Genomic DNA, 17,867 nt, shown 5'->3' with positions numbered 1-17,867 from the left:
TTTGAACTCGTAGACAATCATGGATATCGACCAATTAACCACATGCTTATGCTATCACAAAAAGCATAAAGCCGTCGTAGAACGACGGGGTTTTAAACCCATTTTTCTGATAATCTGGGTTTCACTCAGCTTTGCGATCTTTCAAAACTTGATCTAGTAATTGTCTAGCGGGTTGCGCTTTAGTCAGTGCTGCTTGGTGGTCACTGTAAGCACGAACCAAGCGAGATAAGCCATTAACACCAGTCTTCAGTTGCTCAAGTTCATCACCTGTAACCAGTTCGCCATCAAGCATCCGCCCAATCAAAGGTTTAATATCGCCCACTTCCTGACGGACTTTTTGCAACTTTTCTACGGTACTCAGTAAGGCTTTGAGTGAGTTTAAGATGTTATCAATATCTTGGGTTTCTTCTACTGCTTCAGGTAAATTTTCAATATCTGGTACTGTAGTTAATTCCTGTGCAGTTTCACCTTTAACCCCGTTCGGCTTCGCCATTAAAGCTTCCTCAACAGTTTTTTTTAGTCTAACTTGAAAGGGGGGGCTGGGGACTGGGGATTGGGGACTGGGGATTGGGAAGAAATTTTTTATGTTTATTGTGTAATTTATTACATAATATTCTAGCTTGGAAGTGGGGAGTAATGAGTGCTAAAGCACGGTAACATGGCTTTGAACAATGTGTTAATTTCCCAATCCCCAGCCTGACTTTTCACGCTATGTGGAAAAACTAAGGTCAAACCTAACCCCCCAGCCCCCTTCCCTACAAGGGAAGGGGGAGAAATCAAAGCCTTTCTCTTTGTAGGAGAGAGGTCTTCCAGATACCGTGAAAAGTCAGATCCCCAGGGATGCACTGAAGCTCAAGAAGTGTCCCCAATCCCCAATCCCCAATCCCTCATGCAAGGATTTATTAATTTAGACAAACAATTTGGTTGGACTTCCCACGACTGTGTAGCACGCTTGAGAAAACTGCTGCGCCTCAAACGTGTGGGACACGCCGGAACATTAGATCCAGCCGCTACAGGGGTGTTACCTGTGGCTGTTGGTAAAGCTACAAGATTATTGCAGTATCTCCCCACAGACAAGGCTTATCAGGCTACTATCCGCTTTGGTGTGCAGACCACAACGGATGATTTACAAGGTGAAGTTATAAGTTCTCAAGCTTGTGCGGGGTTGAGTTTGTCTGAGGTGAGTGATGCACTGTCTACGTTTAGGGGTAAGATTGAACAAATACCACCAATTTATAGTGCTATTCAAGTTGAGGGGAAACGGTTGTATGATTTGGCACGTAAAGGGGAGACAATAGAAGTGCCAGCAAGAACTGTAGAGATATTTAGTACAGAGGTTTTGGCTTGGCGGGAAGGGGATTTTCCTGAATTGGATGTGGCGATCGCTTGTGGTGGTGGTACATATATTAGAGCGATCGCGCGTGATTTAGGTGTGATTCTCAACACAGGTGGAACCCTCGCCGCCTTGAGACGCACTCATAGCAGTGGTTTTAATTTAACAGACAGTCTCACCTTGGCAGAGTTGGAAACCCAACTACAAGCGGGTGAATTTCAACCCACTCCCGCCGATGCAGCTTTGCAACATCTACCTTCTGTCAGTTTACCAGATATATCTGCAAAAAAATGGTGTCAGGGACAGCGTGTTGATTTGGGTTTGGAAATTGCTGGGAAGGTGCGAGTTTATCAAGGAGAAAGTTATTTCTTGGGTATAGGGGAATTACAAGAGGGTGTATTAATTCCGCAAATGGTTTTTGAGACCGATGTAATGGATAAATAAGGGACTGGGGACGAGTCAATTCAAAATTCAAAATTCGCGCATTCAAAATTAAGTAGAACCGACTAAATAAATCAAGGTTTGTAGTAAGGACTTTAGTCCTTTTTTAAGGACTAAAGTCCTTACTACGAACTCAATTGTAATAAATTTACATTACTTAACATAGGTTGATTTATTTTCGACCACTTACTTAAGAATTTCTCAGCATTCAGCACTCATTAGTAATTTGACCAATTAACTTTAAGATAAGGCTTTTTCCGCTTCTATCAAAAATAGAATTGTGCTTGCTGTCATATGAAGTTGGTAAGCAGCAAAGTATGGCGGTACGTTATGTGGTTGAGAACCTTGACCATGACCGCCATTTTTATTTCTCACAGTCGGGATTCCGCTTTCTAGGTTTGATTTAAGGGAGGTGAACTGACTCTGTAGGTAACTGGGAATTAATTGATTTTGCAAGCAAATGTCAATAAGTTTTTTGGCTGTATCTCCAGGTTGATAAGTCCAGCCTTGATTATCACATATAGTTTTCATGGTACTTTCAAAAGCCTTGAGACATTCAACAAGACATTCTTTGTAGTCTCCATGTCTATAATGTTGGTGTGCTTTCAAAAATTCTTCGTTGGCTCCTTCAAATCTGGTATCACTTAGCAAGTGTAAAACAGGCTTCACTGCCTCAGCATGGATAATCTGAGAATCAACCCTGATGATTTCACCTGATTCATACTGATAGCCTACTCCATTTTCTCTAAATCTGATATTCAATGTATTAATTGCATCATCAGGGTCAATTTTTGGCTGAGTCTCGTGTCTAGTAAGAGTTTCTCTGTAAAGTACATCAATTAATTTAAAGGTTACTTCTATGACATCAATAACTTCATCAGTATCTTTACCTTTTAGCAAAAAATTAATGACATCTTCGCTGTAATTGATATCTCCAAACCATTCTGTATTTACTAGAAAAAACTTGCCATGTTCCTGACATAAAGTCTTGTGAATAAATTCATAAATTTCCTTTGTTTTTGGCAATTTTTTATCACCCAGAGCATCGCGCATAATATGTACAATTTGTACACGAAGCCGCTCAGGAATATCTTCATACTGATAAACATCAGGAAATTCGCCTTTCAGTCTTTTTTGACGTTTTGAAAATAAATCAAAAACAGGCATATCTAAAAAAAATATGATTACAAGACATTTATACTACGCTCATCACGGCTCTGTGTAGTAGGTGTTAGCGTCTTAACATTGATTTAGGCATAAGCCGTAAGAACCCTGAAACAAGTATTACGCTATTGCAACTCCCCAATTCCCAGTCCCCAATCACCCAGATAGCGATACAGTGAGAAGGGAAGATTTGAGGAGATGGCTGTGGCTCTTAAACGCTTGATTATTGAGATGGGGATGGGAGTGGATCAGCATGGACAGGAGCCGACAGTAGCAGCAGCAAGGGCTGTACGAAATGCGATCGCTCACAATGCTTTACCTGGAGTTTGGGAAGTTGCGGGTTTAAGTCATCCCAATGACATGATTGTGGAAGTGCAAATCGCAGTACCCTATCCAGAACAAGTTAGGGAAGAAGAAGTTTTAGCGGTTTTACCCTTTGGGCGTAAAAGTTTGAAGGTAGAATTTGGGGGTATGGTGGTTCAAGGGCGGGCTATAGCGGAACTCAACGATAAAAATGACGAGATGTTAGTGGCGATCGCATCGGTGACTGTTTTGGTAGAAACTAGTCAATAGTCATTAATCAAATCTATGTCACAAGAAGTTATTAAAGAGGTTATTGCTGCTTACTTTGCTAATATTGCGGCGATGAATCCCCAAGGGTGGATTGATAATTTTGCTGAAGATGCTGTGAGTTATGATCCGGTTGGTGAACCACCAGCGAAAGTGCATGAAGGGTATCGTCAGTTTATCGGACAGTTACAGGCGGTGTTTGAGAAACTGGAAGCGACAACCGAGCATATATTCATTGCTGCTAATGAAGCTGCTGTGAAATGGACTATGGAAGGAGTGAGCAAAAGTGGTAAGTCTGTGAAGTTTGCAGGAATTACCATCTTTGAGGTTAACGCCGAAGGGAAGATTCAAACGACTCGTGCTTATTGGAGTCCAGCACAGATGATCGCCCAGTTACGGTAAAACAACCGATCTGACTTTTCACCTTATGTAGAAAAGCTAACTCTATACTAACCCCCCAGCCCTACAAGGGAAGGGGGAGAAATCAAAGCCTCTCTCCTCGTAGGGGAGAGGTTTGGAGAGGGGTTTTCCAGATATAGTGAAAAGTTATAACAACCAATACCACAAAATAGGAGGAAGATCAGGCAACCAGAAAATTAATCATCAGCCTTACCTTCCTCTTCTGCTTTTTATTACCAATGACCAATAATATCAAGTCCGGCTAATTACTTATAATATGGTTGTTTTGGTCGGTAATAGGTAATAGCTAATAGGTAATTCTTTTCTACCATTACCGATTACCTATTACCTATTACCAGCCCCCAATATATGATAAGTATTTAAGCGGACATGATATAACTTTTAAGAAACACAGGTGACAGGTGACAGGTGACAGGTTACAGAAATCAGAAATTAGGGAATAGTTGTGTTTCTTTCATATTTTGCGGGAGCGTTAACCGCGCCAGTAGGAGGCTCAAATCTTCCACTTTCTCAATAACTAAGTGGTGGGCATTGCCCACCCTACGAAATAATTAGCACTGCTTTTTATTACCAATGACCAAATTTATAAAAATTCCTGCTCTTCTTCATAAAACCAGATTTCTGCCAACAGAGTAAAACCAATCAGCCAAATAAAGCAGAAAACTGTAATCCAGAGTATTCCTAACATGGCGATCGCCTCCAAACAACAATTTTATCTTTGGGTGTAAGTTGTTTTGGGATTTTGTTAAATATTAGCCATTCCAGCTATATAAATTATTACCTTCAATTACTCATAAGGTTCACTTAATTAATAAAAATCAATGATTCTGGCTTTTAACCCCAATCACATATCCCTCTGCGCTAAACTAAAGATATGGGAATAAGAACTCTACTCATAAGGTAATGGAGTTGTAAACCAGATTCTCACTCCTAGTGACAAATAACAAGCGATCGCCTCATCAAAATCTCTGGCAGTAAGTTCTCCAATTCAATACCTTTGTTTACTTCAGGAACCATGTTTCAAGAGCATGACGAATCAATTCAGACTCAGCAATTAGCCAGCCTGAAACCTACACATTTTGCTGATTTAATTAGAACTGCACAATTGGTTTTTGATCCAGCAGGAGGAGTATCAGGTAGATACATAAATGTAGACTGGCAACAGTTAGGTATTCCTGATAATGTAGCGGAAAATCTCAAATCACTTGGTAAGAAATATCGCTACGCCTCACCTCACATTGCTAATGATATCATTTGGAATCAATTAACTCCAGCTACTCGGACTTGGTTTATTAACCATAAAGACGAATTGTGGAAGTTTGAAGAAATTTTTCCCGCTTTAGATGAAGACTAAACTTTAAGTCAATTTCGTAACAGCAATATATCCCAGATCAGGGACACAATAGCTGTGTTCCTGGTTTGATACTCAACAGGTTTAAATCAGTTATCAGTTATCAGTTATCAGTTATCAGTCAGCCAGGGCGTATGGTGGGGGATAAACAAGACTAAGTTGAGACTTAAGGGTATTAAACCCTGGAATTGGACGGAAATTCTCACTTGTGATTGTAGGATTCCTGTAAATACTCCCTATCAGATATAGGATTATGTTATCCAAAAATATATAAACTAATATTACTAAATACTAAGGTTGACTCTTGTGTATATATTTTTGTGTCATAAAATACAAATCTTATATTTAATTGGTCGCTGTTGCCCGTTTCCAGCAATAAGCTACTTCTTATCCTAAGTATTACTACGGTTATTGCCCGATTTTCTAGCAGTAGCCAGATGAGTTAGGACATAGATAAATCATAAAATCCTGAAACCAAGCAGCTTTTAAAGCTGTCACCTGTCATAAGTGCTTAGTTACAATAATTATTAGAAACCCTGTCAATGAATCAAAGTTTAAGTATTACTTCCACTCGCAAGGCTCCTAGTAGTAAAAGTCCTATAATTATTAAATTACAATTAATTTTTAAACAACTCATTATCCTCTGTTCAGAAATGCTGCTGGCTTTGCCTTTTGGTTGGGCATTAACAAAGCTGCATTTTGGGGGAGTTTCTTGGATATTTGGTGGCATTGCCGCCGGGACAGCCGTTTTACAATGTTGTCGAGTCTTTTATAACTATTCTCCTAAGCCTAACCGTATTGCCAGAAAAGTTGGTATGGGACTAGTGGGATTGACTGTTGGTGCATCAAATGCCAATAGTAATATTTTGAGCCTTGCTTCTGGGATTCCCATATTTATTTTTCTGACCTTATTCCTGCTGTTGTGTGGTGTTGGCATTGGTTATATTTACTCACACTTAAGTAAAACCAACATATTAACAGCAATGTTGGCTACAGTCCCCGGTGGTGTAGGCGTGATGTCATCCATCGCCGCCGACTATCATCGCAATGTCACCTTGGTGGCGCTAGTGCAAGCAATTCGCGTCACTTCTGTAGTTCTACTCATTCCCTTGATCGCCAGGACATCTGTTGGTAATGCTTGGAACCAACCAACAGTTCCTGTTTCTGGTGTGTTAATCGATTTTGCGCCATTACAATTAGAATTACTCACAGTAATTTTACTACTCACTGGAGTGATAGTTTATCTAGCGGTAACACTGAATATTCCGGCTGGTGACTTTTTTGGTGCTTTAGTCTTGGGGGCGACATTTAATTCCCTGATACATTATTTGCCTAATGCTGGTGATGTTCACTTCCATCCGCCACTGTTGGTTAACATCATCGGTCAAATGCTGTTAGGTATTACCATTGGTGAGTATTGGGGAGAAAAACCTAGTTTTGGTAAAAGAACTGTGGGTTATGCTTTGGTGTCTGTAGCTATGACCTTGATGGCAGGTGCGATCGCTGCTATTGTGGCCATGCAGTTAACCTCTTGGGACTGGTTGACTTGTCTGTTAGTCACAGCACCAGGCGGTTCAGCAGAAATGATCTTAGTATCTCTGGCTTTAAATCATAATGTAGAAGTTGTCACAGCCGGACACTTAATCAGGCTAATTGCTATTAACAGTTCTTTACCACTTTGGTTGTATTTATTCCGTCGCCTTGATGGGACAGTTGACAGTTGACAGTGAACAGTGGAAATAAACTGACAACTGATAACTGACCATTGTGGCCTAATACCATCTATACTATCTACTAAAAATTTACAATCAAATTTTTAGTAGATGCAAAGTTATGATTTCTCATGATAGCGATGCAACTTCTGTTGTCAATCAACTGCTGCGACAAATAAAAGTTAAAGAAACTCAACTTAAAATCGCCCATGAATCTAATATGCTCTATGTAGCTCAGGCATTAGAAACACAGTTATTAGAGTTGCGATCGCAATTGTCAGAACCACCAGACCCGGAATTTCAAGCATTGATGAGTTTGTTAGACGAGTAAACTTAGTGGTTGAATAAGTTAATGGTTGCCCAAATTCAAGAATTAGATGCCCAGCATTGGGTAAAAACTCGCTCTTCTCTTGACCCTGATCAATCCACATTCCTCACATGGACAGGTAAAATTTATGCTTGGATACCAGGGGAGAAAAGAAAACTTCTGTTTAAAATGGTGGGAGTGAGTATCAGTCGATGTTTGCCTACAGGTGAAGGTAACTGGGACTTTACCTCTAGGGAACTAACCTACTACTTGAACCCAGAAAACGACGAGATTTTGCGTCAATGGGACAACCCCTGGACGGGTGAGACAGTCCCAGTTCTCCATGTTGCTAATGACCCTGTACAAGGTCATTTTCAAGGTAAATTCCCGGCGCAAGTAGAGGGGGAGACAACAACTTTCGTTTTTGATATTTTTCCTACATACCCCAACCCCCTAGCTGAAGACCCCAAATTTGCCGAATATAGCCCCTATCAAACTTATCAAGCCGCAGAGTTATTTAAACTTACCGTCCCCACCGCAGATTTATTTAACCCAAACCTGAGCGCAGTTTCTCAGCTAAGATTGAGTTGGGATAGAATTGGACAATGGTTGCCTTGGATGAAAATGAGCGATCGCCCTGGTAATCTGATCTATAGTGCTTATGGCAGTAAAGTAAGCGGTTTAACCGAATTACCCCAATTACTGCAAGATGAAATTAATACCCGCGTTCCCTTATATAAACAAGCCCCAAAAGCCTTTTCTGACGGCGAAGATATGACCTCTTGGTTATACTTCCAAAAGCACTTTCCCGCTTACCTAGCCGGGGAAATCTTTCCTCTCCCAGCAGATGAGGAAGTGTAAAAGCTGGGTGGTGTCATACAATTAAAAAAGACAATGTATTTCAAAGCCTCTCCCCCCGTGGGGGAGCCAGTTGCGTGGGCGGGTTTCCCGACTTGAGCAAACTGGCGTGAGAGGTTTGGAGAGGGGTCAAAATATCTGCTACAACACAAGAAATCAATTTTGATGTGAGCAAAAATATTTTGTAAACATACTCTAAAGCAGAAAATTCAAATCATCACTATAATCATACTCTTTTCTTGCTTCTCCAAACTTGAATAAATACATTTTCTTATTACCAATTAATCTAATTGATGAGTCTTCAATCCTCAACATTGTTCCTTCCTGCAAACCCACAACATAAACATCAGGATTTAAAACTAAAAATTCTTTAAGTCTTTGCTCTCTTGTTTCGCCATTGTGATTTGGTAGCACTGCATCTGTATAATGAGGGTTGATTTGAAAAGGGACTAAATTTAATGCTTGGAAACTTATCGGTTCAATTATTGGCATATCATTACTGGTTTTAATTGTCGGACAAGCAACATTAGAACCAGCACTCCATCCAATATAAGGTGTGCCATGATTAACTTTGTCCCTGATAATTTCCACCAGTTTATGCTTATGTAAACAATGGAGTAAATGAAAAGTGTTGCCACCTCCAACTACTATAGCTTCTGCCTGATGAATTAATTCATCAGGTTTTTCAGCCAAATGAAGAGAATCGACTGCATAACCTATTTCTCGAAATACTTGCTCAACTTTTTCGGTATACTGGTCATAGGTTGAAGTAACAGCCGCAAAAGGGAGGAAAACTATTTTCTTAACAGAACTTCCTAAAAAAGTTTTAATTTCTTGACGGGGGTAAGATAAATATTCTTCACCAATATTTGTTGAATTACTCAGCAATAACAATTTTTTTGACATAATGTAATTCCTATAATAATTATCAATAATAAAGAATTTTAATTTACATGAGTGCTGGTTGAGCAAACTGCTGGAAAATCGAATAAGTAAGCTGTCGAAAATAAATCTTTCTATGTTAAATAATATAAATTTATCACAATTGAGTTTGTAGTCAGGACTTTAGTCCTTTCTTGCGGACTAAAGTCCTGACTACAAACCTTGATTTATTTAGTCCGTTCTACTTATATCAAAGCAGACAAACTCGATCAAAATAGAGATAGCAATAATATATAGCAATACAGATAAACAATGATGAAAATTCTGGAAGGGAAGGTAGCATTAGTCACGGGCGCAACAAGAGGTCTAGGTAAGGGAATTGCCATAGGACTCGGTGAAGCAGGAGCAACTATATATATTACAGGGCGTAGGTTGAATAATAGCCCAGGTGATGGTGATGGTGTTGCAGGTAGTCTTAATGACACTAAAGTAGCGGTGGAAGAAGCTGGTGGTGTATGTATTCCTGTGCAAGTAGACCATAGCGATGATGAGCAGGTACGCTTACTATTTGAACGGATCGAAAATGAGCAAAATGGACAACTTGACTTACTGGTAAATAATGCTTACGCCGGAGTGCAAGCGCTAACAGATGCTCAGGGAAAACCTTTTTGGGATAATAAACCTAGTCTTTGGGATGCTTGTAACAATGTTGGTTTGCGTAGCCACTATATTGCAAGTGTTTATGCAGCGCAAATGATGACCAAACGCCAGCAAGGACTAATTTGTACGATTTCCTCCTGGGGTGGGATGTCTTACCTATTTGGTGCGGCTTATGGTGCGGGTAAGTCGGGATGCGATCGCCTAGCTGCTGATATGGCGGTAGAATTAGAACCTGATAATGTCGCCTCTGTAGCAATTTGGCCAGGTATTGTTGGGACGGAATTATTTTCTCGTCTAGCAACAGAGGTTGATAGTCAGGAAACAACCGAACAAAAAAACTCATTCTTCGCTGACCGTTACAACTGGGAAACACCTTTACTCACAGGCCGGGTGATAGCTAAACTAGCAGCAGAAAAAAATGTCATCAATCGGACAGGAAGAGTCCAAATTGTTGCGGAACTAGCCAAACAATACGGTATCGTAGATCAAGAGGGTAACTTACCTGTATCGCTGCGATCGCTCCGTTTTCTCCTACCGATAGCCATACCCGCATTGAAAAAGTATCCATCACTCATACCCGACCTCAAACTACCTTGGTCACTCTTATTACTAACTCTACTCAAATCACCAAAAATTTAACTCTGTTGACTATTGACTATGGACTATTGACTATTGACCAATGACTAACCTACAAAAAGCAGTTATTCTAATTACAGGTGCATCTGGCGGCTTTGGACAAGAACTAACCCGACAGTTACTAGAGGCTGGTAGCCGATTAATTTTAACAGATATAAATGAAGCTGTTTTACGTCAGCGAGTGGCAGCAATTCAAAACGAAGTGAAAACAGGTGAAGTTCTAGCCTGTCTAGCTAGCGACCTTGCTGATGTCCAAGGATGTGAAACACTATATCATCAGGTAAAAGCACTTGATATCCCCATTGATATTTTAATTAACAATGCTGGTGTCGGCTTATTTGGGCGCATGGACGAAATTCCCAGACAGAGATGGGAATATCTGATGCAGGTCAATCTCATGACACCGATGCGGTTAAGTGCCTTATTTGTCCCTGATATGATTGAGCATCAAAAGGGACATATTGTCAATATTTCTTCCTTAGCGGGGTGGTGTGCGATCGCTGGCATGGCTCATTATAGTGCTAGTAAGTTTGGTTTGCGTGGTTTTAGTGAAGGGCTGTTCAATGAAGTAAAAGACTACAATGTAAAAGTAACAGCTGTTTACCCTTTCTTCAGCCGTACTCCGATTTTGCAGTCGGAACGTTTTGGAACCTTAGCCAAAACTTATCAGGGTTTACCAGAACATATGATTACCGACCCAGCTGATGTCATGCGTGCCACAATTCAAGGAATTGTTAAAAATCAACTTCATGTATTTCCCGATCCAACTGCTAACAGGCTACATCTTCTCCAAAGATATTTTCCCCAGTTAGTTTATTGGATCAATAATCGCATGGGTAGGAGTATGAAACATGGTTGAGGTGCTTAAATCTATCAAAGAAGACAAATTGAGTACAAATCAAAAGCATTTAATTATCGGCGCTGGTTTTGTCGGACTGGGAATGGCGCAAGCACTCAAGGCGGCTAATATGAGCTACGATCAAATCGATGCTAGCGATGATATTGGCGGAAATTGGTATCACGGCGTATATGAAACCGCACACATCATATCATCGCGCAAGATTACCCAATTCACTCATTTTCCCATGCCGGAAAGTTATCCCGACTTCCCCAGCGCCAAAAATATGCGGGACTACTTAAACTCCTTCGCCGACCATTTTGATTTGCGTCCGCATATTGAACTGAATAAAACAGTCAGTTATGTACGCCCAATTGAGAACAATCTTTGGGAAGTCACATTTAGCAATGGCGAACAACGCATCTATAAAGGCGTGTTAGTCTGCAATGGTCATCACTGGAGTAAACGTTTCCCCAAATTTGAGGGACAATTCAACGGCGAGATTATCCATACCAAAGATTACAAACACCCTGATCAATTACGTGGTAAAAGAGTTTTAGTGATTGGTGCTGGTAACTCAGCTTGTGATGTCGCCGCAGAAGCAGCCCGTGTAGCTGCTAAATCTGTATTAAGTATGCGTGAGTCGGTGTGGTTCATTCCTAAGACTTTTGGTGGAGTTCCATTTGCTGATCTGATTAAATGGTGGATGCCAGAAGTATTTCAGAGGCTGATGACTTACCTAGTCATTCGTCTAACCTTCGGTAAGCATGAAGATTATGGTTTACCTAAACCCAAGCATCGGATTTTTGAGAAACACCCAACTCTCAACAGCGAAGTTCCTTACTATATTAAACACGGACGCATCATTCCTAAACCTGGTGTGAGTCGGTTGGATGGTGAAGAAGTAGAATTTGTTGATGGTAGTCGAGAAGCATTTGACATCATTGTATGTGGAACTGGTTACGATGTTTCCTATCCCTTCCTTCCCCCTGAACTTCAGCGTGTAGAAGGTTCAGTGGTTAAATGTTATGCAGGTTCATTTTTGGATGATTACAAAGGACTGTATTTTATCGGTTGGGGACAAGCAAGAGGGGGAGTAGGATCGTTAATAGCCGCCTATGGTCAGCTTTTCGCCCGTTATCTCCAACTCCAAGATGAAATTAATGTACCCCTGGGTCTAGTGTTCAAAGAAATAGGGCAAAAGCTACCACAAACTCATTTAAGTGATCCTCAGCAGATTTTCAGGGGAGTAAATCTGGCGAATCTCTTATTTAACGAGTTCGTGAAAAAAGCTCATCAGGTTGATAGCAAATATCCTCACTTTAGTAATCGTCAACTTTCCCAAACACCCAGTTATAGCGAGTTGCGGTCAAAGATAGTCATTTAACGTGAGTTCGACAAGCGTTGTTTTGACCTCTCCCCCAACCCCTCTCCTTCGAGGAGAGGGGAGTAATATCATGTTCGCCTAATTACTTGTAATATAGTTGTTTTGGTCGGTAATAGGTAATAGCTAATAGGTAATTGTTTTGAGCCATTACCTATTACCTATTAGCTATTACCAGTCCCCAAGATATGATAAGTATTGAAGCGAACTTGATATAAGACGGTGATTTTTTCGTTTCTCCTCCCTCTCCTAAAAGGAGAGGGAAGTTGGGAGGGAGCTGACTTTTCACGTCATGTGGAAAAGCTAACGCTAGACCTAACCCCCCAGCCCCCTTCCCTACTAGGGAAGGGGGAGAAATTAAAGCCTCTCTCCTTGCAGGGGAGAGGTTTGGAGAGGGGTTTTGCAGATCCCGTGAAAAGTCAGGGGAGGGAGAGGTTCATCGAACTCACGTTAAATTAGCGAAAAATAGATAATCTTGCTAGTGTTGCTGAATCAGAGTATGAAATATCAAAATTATCTTTTTTACAAAATATTTGCAACACATCGATTATCTGTAGGGGCGCACATCTGTGCGCCCCTACCCACATATCTGTCGCATTCTTTTTTCAAATTGGTATAAATTTGCGTCTTCATAAAGAATTTGTATCAGTCCTAGTAATCTCAAGGTTTGTTCATAAAGTACAAATAAAGATTTGGTAAAACAAAAGACATTAGACTTGGCAGTTTTTGTCAAATAGTTATAGTATCTATGCTTATCAAGCATACAAGTAATATCGCTGGAACGAAAAGACATACTTTATCTAGTTAAGCTCTACCTGATTAGTTATAGTCTCAAACATCTGGGTGTCATGTTTGAGAACGGGGTGAACAATATAAATTTTAGCTTCCAGCCATTTTCCGGTGTATCTTCACATAAATCATAACGGGAAAATTGCTCTGTCTTGGTAAATTTCCATCACCTTGCACTATCAAAAAACTAAACTTGAAGAATTGGTCAGTAACTGGTGCGTCAGATCCAGTAATTTCGTATAGATTCAAGGATTTTCCACATCTGACGCACCCTACCCCAAGTGCTAGTTGCGTAAGTCCTATTCATCTTTAGTTTCAATTTACTTAGGTTCTGTCAAAAATTATTTCTTTTCAAGTATATGAGTAACAACATAAAAGTTTTACCCAAAATTTCTTTGAATCAAACATTTGTTTGTAACCGTCTGCTGAACAAACCTCAAGGTTTTATTAAATTTCCCAAAATAGATATACATCAGTCAATTGGGAGCCGTTTTGAGACAATAGTTCAGAAATATCCCCAGGCGATCGCTATAAAAAGTAAGACGGAATTCCTAACTTATGCACAATTAAATAACAGGGCAAACCGTTTAGCTAATAGTATTCTTTCTCAGCGTGGAGAAAAAGCAGAAACCATAGCATTACTATTAGAAAAGGGAACAAATTTCTTTGTCAGTATTTTTGGTATATTAAAAACAGGAAAAATATTTATTCCCTTAGATACAGGCTTTCCTCAAGAAAGACTAGCCTATATTTTAGAGGACACACAAGTTAACTTAATTATTACTAATAGTCTGAATCTACCTTTAGCCAATCAGTTAGCTGTTAATGGCTGTCAGATATTTAATATTGATGATATATCTCCAGATGTTTCCAGTCAAAATCCAGACAAAGAAATTTCCCCCAATGCACCAGCATATTTAATTTACACAAGTGGTTCCACAGGAAAACCCAAAGGAGTTATTCATAATCATCTCCATAGCTTGCACTACTGCATGAATGACACTAATACATTACTCATCAGTTCAAAAGACCGTGTAATATTCCTCTACTCTTGTGGTGCATTAGGTGGCATATTATGTCTCTTCTACACCTTGCTTAACGGAGCATCTTTATATATATTTAATGTCAAAGAAGATGGATTTACTAATCTAATTAATTGGCTGATTGCAGAAGAAATTACAATTTATCATTCCTTTGCTACACTGTTTCGGCATTTTATTGATAGTTTCACAGGTACAGAACAATTTCCGAAGATTAGGTTAGTGAAATTAGGAGGTGAAGCTACATTACAAAGAGACGTAGAAAACTATAGAAAATATTTTTCAGATAATTGTGTTTTATACGCCAGCTTGGGAGCTACAGAAACAGGAACATTCTGTAATTTCATTGTTGACAAAGATAGCAAAATAACTACTAGCACCGTACCTATCGGCTACCCAGTCGCAGATATGGAAATTGTACTGCTAAATGAGGCAGGTGCAGAAGTTGAATATGGTGATATTGGAGAAATTGCGGTTAAAAGTAAATATTTAGCCCTTGGTTATTGGCGAAAACCAGAACAAACAAAAACAGCATTTTTACCTGCTGCGGAAAACACAGAAGAAAGGATTTATCGTACTGGAGATTTAGGACGAATTGAGCCTAATGGCTGCCTCATCCACATGGGTAGAAAAGATTTTCAGGTGAAAATCAGAGGCTTCCGCGTAGAAGTTGCGGAAATTGAAATGGCGCTTTTTAAAACTGGTAAGCTCAAAGAAGTGGTTGTAGTAGCTCGTGAAGATATTGCCAATGAGAAAAAGTTGGTAGCTTACGTTGTTTCGCCAGAGCAAATAAAACTTACTTCTAAAGAATTAAGGGATAATTTGCAGGCTCAATTACCTGAATACATGATTCCTAGCGCATTTGTATTTTTGGAAAAATTACCATTAACACCTAACGGTAAAGTAGACCGTTTGGCTTTACCAGCACCTAATTTGGCGCTGGAAAATTCTGTATCTGCGCGTGATGAATTAGAACGTCAATTAGTAGAGATTTGGCAAACTGTTTTAGGCGTTCAACCTATAGGTGTGCAAGATAACTTTTTTGAATTAGGTGGAGATTCTCTATTAGCTGTGCGGATATTTGCACAGATAGAGCAAAAATTGGGTTATCAAATACCTTTAGCAGCTTTGTTTCCATCCGCGACAGTAGAAGCGATCGCCAAAATTATCCAACAAAAACAACATCAATCAAAACCTGACTGGTCTTCCCTTGTCAAGATTCAATCTCAAGGTTCCAAGCCACCTCTATTTTTAGTTCACTCCTTGGGAGGAGAAGTTCTTTGTTACCATAATTTAGCTAATTATTTAGGAGCAGAACAACCCATTTATGCCTTGCAACCGCGAGGACTAGACGGAAAACAACCGCCATTTGTCCGAGTTGAAGATATGGCTGCATATTACATCAAAGAAATTCAGACTGTTCAACCACAAGGACCGTACTTTTTAGCAGGATATTCTTTTGGTGGTGTAGTAGCTTTTGAAATGGCGCAACAACTGCAAAAACAAGGGCAAAAAATAGGGCTGGTTGTGATGCTTGACACCTGTCGCCCTGGTTGCAGCCAAAGGTCATCATTTTCACAACGAGTTCTCATACATTTAGACAATTTAATTCAGCAAGGGCCATATTATATCTGGCACAAAGCTGTAGGTTTGAGTCAGGTGTATAAATACCAATTACAGCAAGTATACAAGCGTTTCTCAAACATTGTACCCAAAGTATCAAATACTGCTGTAGATGCGCCACCAAGCGAAAAGTACTCAGAAATTATGGGTGCTAATACCCAAGCCCTAGATAACTACAATTTTCAAAAGTATTCAGGTAATGTCACTTTGTTTCGCACTGAAGATAAACACCGCAAAAGTGCTGTAGGAATAAAATACGATCCGCAATTTGGCTGGGGTGATTTAGTAGAAAATTTAGATGTTGATTATATTCCAGGTTCCCACGTATCTCTACTTTATGAACCCTATGTCAAAGTCCTAGCTCAGAAATTTCAGGTTTGCTTAGAGAAAGCCCAAATGCTAGGAGATAGGTGATATCCTGTCCCGTTAGGAACTTTTCATTCAGACAGCACAGGAGCAGAGAGAACAGGCTGAAAATTTATTATTCATCAGTCGATGCGATAACATCGCCAACTACAAAAGTTCGCTCTGCTACTATCACTTCATCAGTTGACACTAATTTGCGTCCACGTCGGGTTTCTACTGTACCGTTGACTTTGACATTACCATCGATAATCATCAGCTTGGCTTGTCCACCAGTTGGGGCTATACCTACTAATTTCAAAAATTGGTCAAGTTTAATCATGGTGAAATTTATACTGGTCGATAATTTAATTTTATCTGGGACTGGGGACTGGGGACTGGGGACTGGGAAATAAGTACTTCTTCCTCTGCTCCTCATCTCCCCCCACTCCCTCATCCTTTCAAGGGCAGGTTTTTTACACTTCGACCCAAAAACACTGATTTTAGGGTGTAGGGGTATAAGGGTGTAGGGGTGTAGGGGTAGATGAAAGTCTGATAATTTACTGAATCTTATAGTCCTCACTGATTACTTTATGAAAAACCTGCCCTTAAGAGACTCCCCCTACTCCCCCTCTCACAAGTTTAGGTTTTTAATCTAGAAGTGAGTAAGGACTCTAAAACTAACGAGAAAATCATTGTTTTATTCACCCCTACACCCCTACACCCTTACACCCTTACACCCCAAACCAAGGTTTTTGGAACACCAATAAAAAACCTACACCTGTCAGACTCCCTCATCTCCCCCCACTTTCCAAACTCCAACCAAGGGCTGTGGCTACTTGTCCAGCTAATTCTAGCGGGTTGAAGGGCTTGGCGATCGCACTTACCATTCCCAATTGCGAGTAGCGCCGGCGATCGGAGGCTTGGATTTTGGCGGTTAATAATATTACAGGTATCTTTTGAGTTACTGGGTTGGCTTGCAATTTCTCAAAAGTGGCGATACCATCCATATCCGGCATCATCACATCCAGTAAAATTGCATCTGGTTGATAAGTCTCGGCTTTATTTATACCTTCTTGTCCTGAACTAGCTGTCACAACTTGCCAACCTGCAACAGTTTCCAAGCAAATCTTCGCAACTTCTTGGATATACTGCTCATTATCAACTACTAGTATCCGTTTGTTCATAGTCATTAGTCATTAGTCATTAGTCCATAGTCATTAGTCCATAGTCCATAGTCAACAGTCCATAGTCAACAGTCCATAGTCAACAGTCCATAGTCTATAGTCCCCCATTCCCCATTCCCCATTCCCCATTCCCCATTCCCCATTCCCCATTCCCCCATTCCCCATTCCCCCTTCCCCCTTCCCCCTTCCCCCTTCCCCCTTCCTGACAGGTGTAGGTTTTTTATTGGTGTTCCAAAAACCTTGGTTTGGGGTGTAAGGGTGTAAGGGTGTAGGGGTGTAGGGGTGAATAAAACAATGATTTTCTCGTTAGTTTTAGAGTCCTTACTCACT

General features: G+C 40.2%; 16 protein-coding genes and 1 pseudogene. 11 read left to right on the top strand and 6 right to left on the bottom strand.

Annotated elements, in window-relative coordinates; all coding sequences use genetic code 11:
• Positions 1–121: 121 nt before the first annotated feature.
• A complete protein-coding gene (locus H6G83_RS32990) occupies positions 122–493 on the bottom strand; it encodes a hypothetical protein (protein ID WP_190480099.1) in 372 nt (123 codons plus the stop codon).
• Between the two features lie 396 nt (positions 494–889).
• On the opposite strand from H6G83_RS32990, the gene truB reads away from it, so the two are divergent.
• Positions 890–1,777: a tRNA pseudouridine(55) synthase TruB gene (truB, locus tag H6G83_RS32985; RefSeq protein ID WP_190480097.1), complete on the top strand. Its 888-nt coding sequence runs from the start codon at positions 890–892 to the stop codon at positions 1,775–1,777.
• A 237-nt stretch (positions 1,778–2,014) separates the two neighbouring features.
• On the opposite strand, the gene H6G83_RS32980 is transcribed toward truB, so the two are convergent.
• Positions 2,015–2,941 (bottom strand): STM4504/CBY_0614 family protein, encoded by a 927-nt coding sequence (locus H6G83_RS32980; protein ID WP_190480094.1) that lies wholly within the window; start codon positions 2,939–2,941, stop codon positions 2,015–2,017.
• A 201-nt stretch (positions 2,942–3,142) separates the two neighbouring features.
• On the opposite strand from H6G83_RS32980, the gene H6G83_RS32975 reads away from it, so the two are divergent.
• The 6 genes from H6G83_RS32975 to H6G83_RS32950 all read left to right on the top strand — a co-directional run bounded on the left by H6G83_RS32975 (position 3,143) and on the right by H6G83_RS32950 (position 8,159).
• Positions 3,143–3,511 carry a Lin0512 family protein gene (locus H6G83_RS32975; protein WP_190480092.1) on the top strand — a complete coding sequence of 123 codons (369 nt, stop codon included), beginning with the start codon at positions 3,143–3,145 and terminating at the stop codon, positions 3,509–3,511.
• Positions 3,512–3,526: 15 nt separating this feature from the next.
• The gene (locus tag H6G83_RS32970) at positions 3,527–3,910 is read left to right on the top strand and encodes a nuclear transport factor 2 family protein (protein WP_190480090.1); all 384 of its coding nucleotides are present in this window, start codon (positions 3,527–3,529) and stop codon (positions 3,908–3,910) included.
• A gap of 1,033 nt (positions 3,911–4,943) precedes the next feature.
• Complete coding sequence (locus H6G83_RS32965) at positions 4,944–5,282, top strand: hypothetical protein (RefSeq protein ID WP_190480088.1); 339 nt, start codon at positions 4,944–4,946, stop codon at positions 5,280–5,282.
• Between the two features lie 539 nt (positions 5,283–5,821).
• Positions 5,822–7,003 carry an AbrB family transcriptional regulator gene (locus tag H6G83_RS32960; protein ID WP_190480086.1) on the top strand — a complete coding sequence of 394 codons (1,182 nt, stop codon included), beginning with the start codon at positions 5,822–5,824 and terminating at the stop codon, positions 7,001–7,003.
• 109 nt (positions 7,004–7,112) lie between these two features.
• Positions 7,113–7,322, top strand: a complete 210-nt coding sequence (locus tag H6G83_RS32955) for a hypothetical protein (protein ID WP_190480084.1) — start codon at positions 7,113–7,115, stop codon at positions 7,320–7,322.
• A gap of 21 nt (positions 7,323–7,343) precedes the next feature.
• Positions 7,344–8,159 carry a DUF1838 domain-containing protein gene (locus H6G83_RS32950; protein ID WP_190480082.1) on the top strand — a complete coding sequence of 272 codons (816 nt, stop codon included), beginning with the start codon at positions 7,344–7,346 and terminating at the stop codon, positions 8,157–8,159.
• A 192-nt stretch (positions 8,160–8,351) separates the two neighbouring features.
• Here H6G83_RS32950 and pepE read toward each other — a convergent pair whose 3' ends face one another.
• Positions 8,352–9,062 (bottom strand): dipeptidase PepE, encoded by a 711-nt coding sequence (gene pepE, locus H6G83_RS32945; RefSeq protein WP_190480080.1) that lies wholly within the window; start codon positions 9,060–9,062, stop codon positions 8,352–8,354.
• A 291-nt stretch (positions 9,063–9,353) separates the two neighbouring features.
• Between pepE and H6G83_RS32940 the strand changes: the two genes are divergently transcribed.
• The 4 genes from H6G83_RS32940 to H6G83_RS32925 all read left to right on the top strand — a co-directional run bounded on the left by H6G83_RS32940 (position 9,354) and on the right by H6G83_RS32925 (position 16,422).
• Positions 9,354–10,337: an SDR family NAD(P)-dependent oxidoreductase gene (locus H6G83_RS32940; RefSeq protein WP_190480078.1), complete on the top strand. Its 984-nt coding sequence runs from the start codon at positions 9,354–9,356 to the stop codon at positions 10,335–10,337.
• Positions 10,338–10,377: 40 nt separating this feature from the next.
• Positions 10,378–11,193, top strand: a complete 816-nt coding sequence (locus tag H6G83_RS32935) for an SDR family NAD(P)-dependent oxidoreductase (protein ID WP_190480076.1) — start codon at positions 10,378–10,380, stop codon at positions 11,191–11,193.
• Positions 11,186–12,559, top strand: coding sequence for a flavin-containing monooxygenase (locus H6G83_RS32930; protein ID WP_190480075.1), 1,374 nt, complete (start codon positions 11,186–11,188; stop codon positions 12,557–12,559). The genes H6G83_RS32935 and H6G83_RS32930 overlap by 8 nt, the downstream gene beginning before the upstream one ends.
• Positions 12,560–13,704: 1,145 nt before the next feature.
• Positions 13,705–16,422, top strand: coding sequence for a non-ribosomal peptide synthetase family protein (locus H6G83_RS32925; RefSeq protein ID WP_190480073.1), 2,718 nt, complete (start codon positions 13,705–13,707; stop codon positions 16,420–16,422).
• Between the two features lie 67 nt (positions 16,423–16,489).
• Here H6G83_RS32925 and H6G83_RS32920 read toward each other — a convergent pair whose 3' ends face one another.
• The 3 genes and pseudogenes from H6G83_RS32920 to H6G83_RS35060 form a co-directional block, all read right to left on the bottom strand.
• Positions 16,490–16,693: an RNA-binding S4 domain-containing protein gene (locus H6G83_RS32920; RefSeq protein WP_190480071.1), complete on the bottom strand. Its 204-nt coding sequence runs from the start codon at positions 16,691–16,693 to the stop codon at positions 16,490–16,492.
• A gap of 451 nt (positions 16,694–17,144) precedes the next feature.
• Positions 17,145–17,537, bottom strand: a complete 393-nt coding sequence (locus H6G83_RS32915; protein WP_390823373.1) for a response regulator — start codon at positions 17,535–17,537, stop codon at positions 17,145–17,147.
• Between the two features lie 65 nt (positions 17,538–17,602).
• A pseudogene (locus H6G83_RS35060) lies at positions 17,603–17,867 on the bottom strand (hypothetical protein); the annotation flags it as partial.

The organism is Anabaena azotica FACHB-119, assembly GCF_014697625.1.
Lineage (GTDB): Bacteria > Cyanobacteriota > Cyanobacteriia > Cyanobacteriales > Nostocaceae > Trichormus > Trichormus azoticus_A.
The sequence above is the reverse complement of the archived record's forward strand: the minus strand, read 5'-3'. Positions and strand labels throughout refer to the sequence as shown.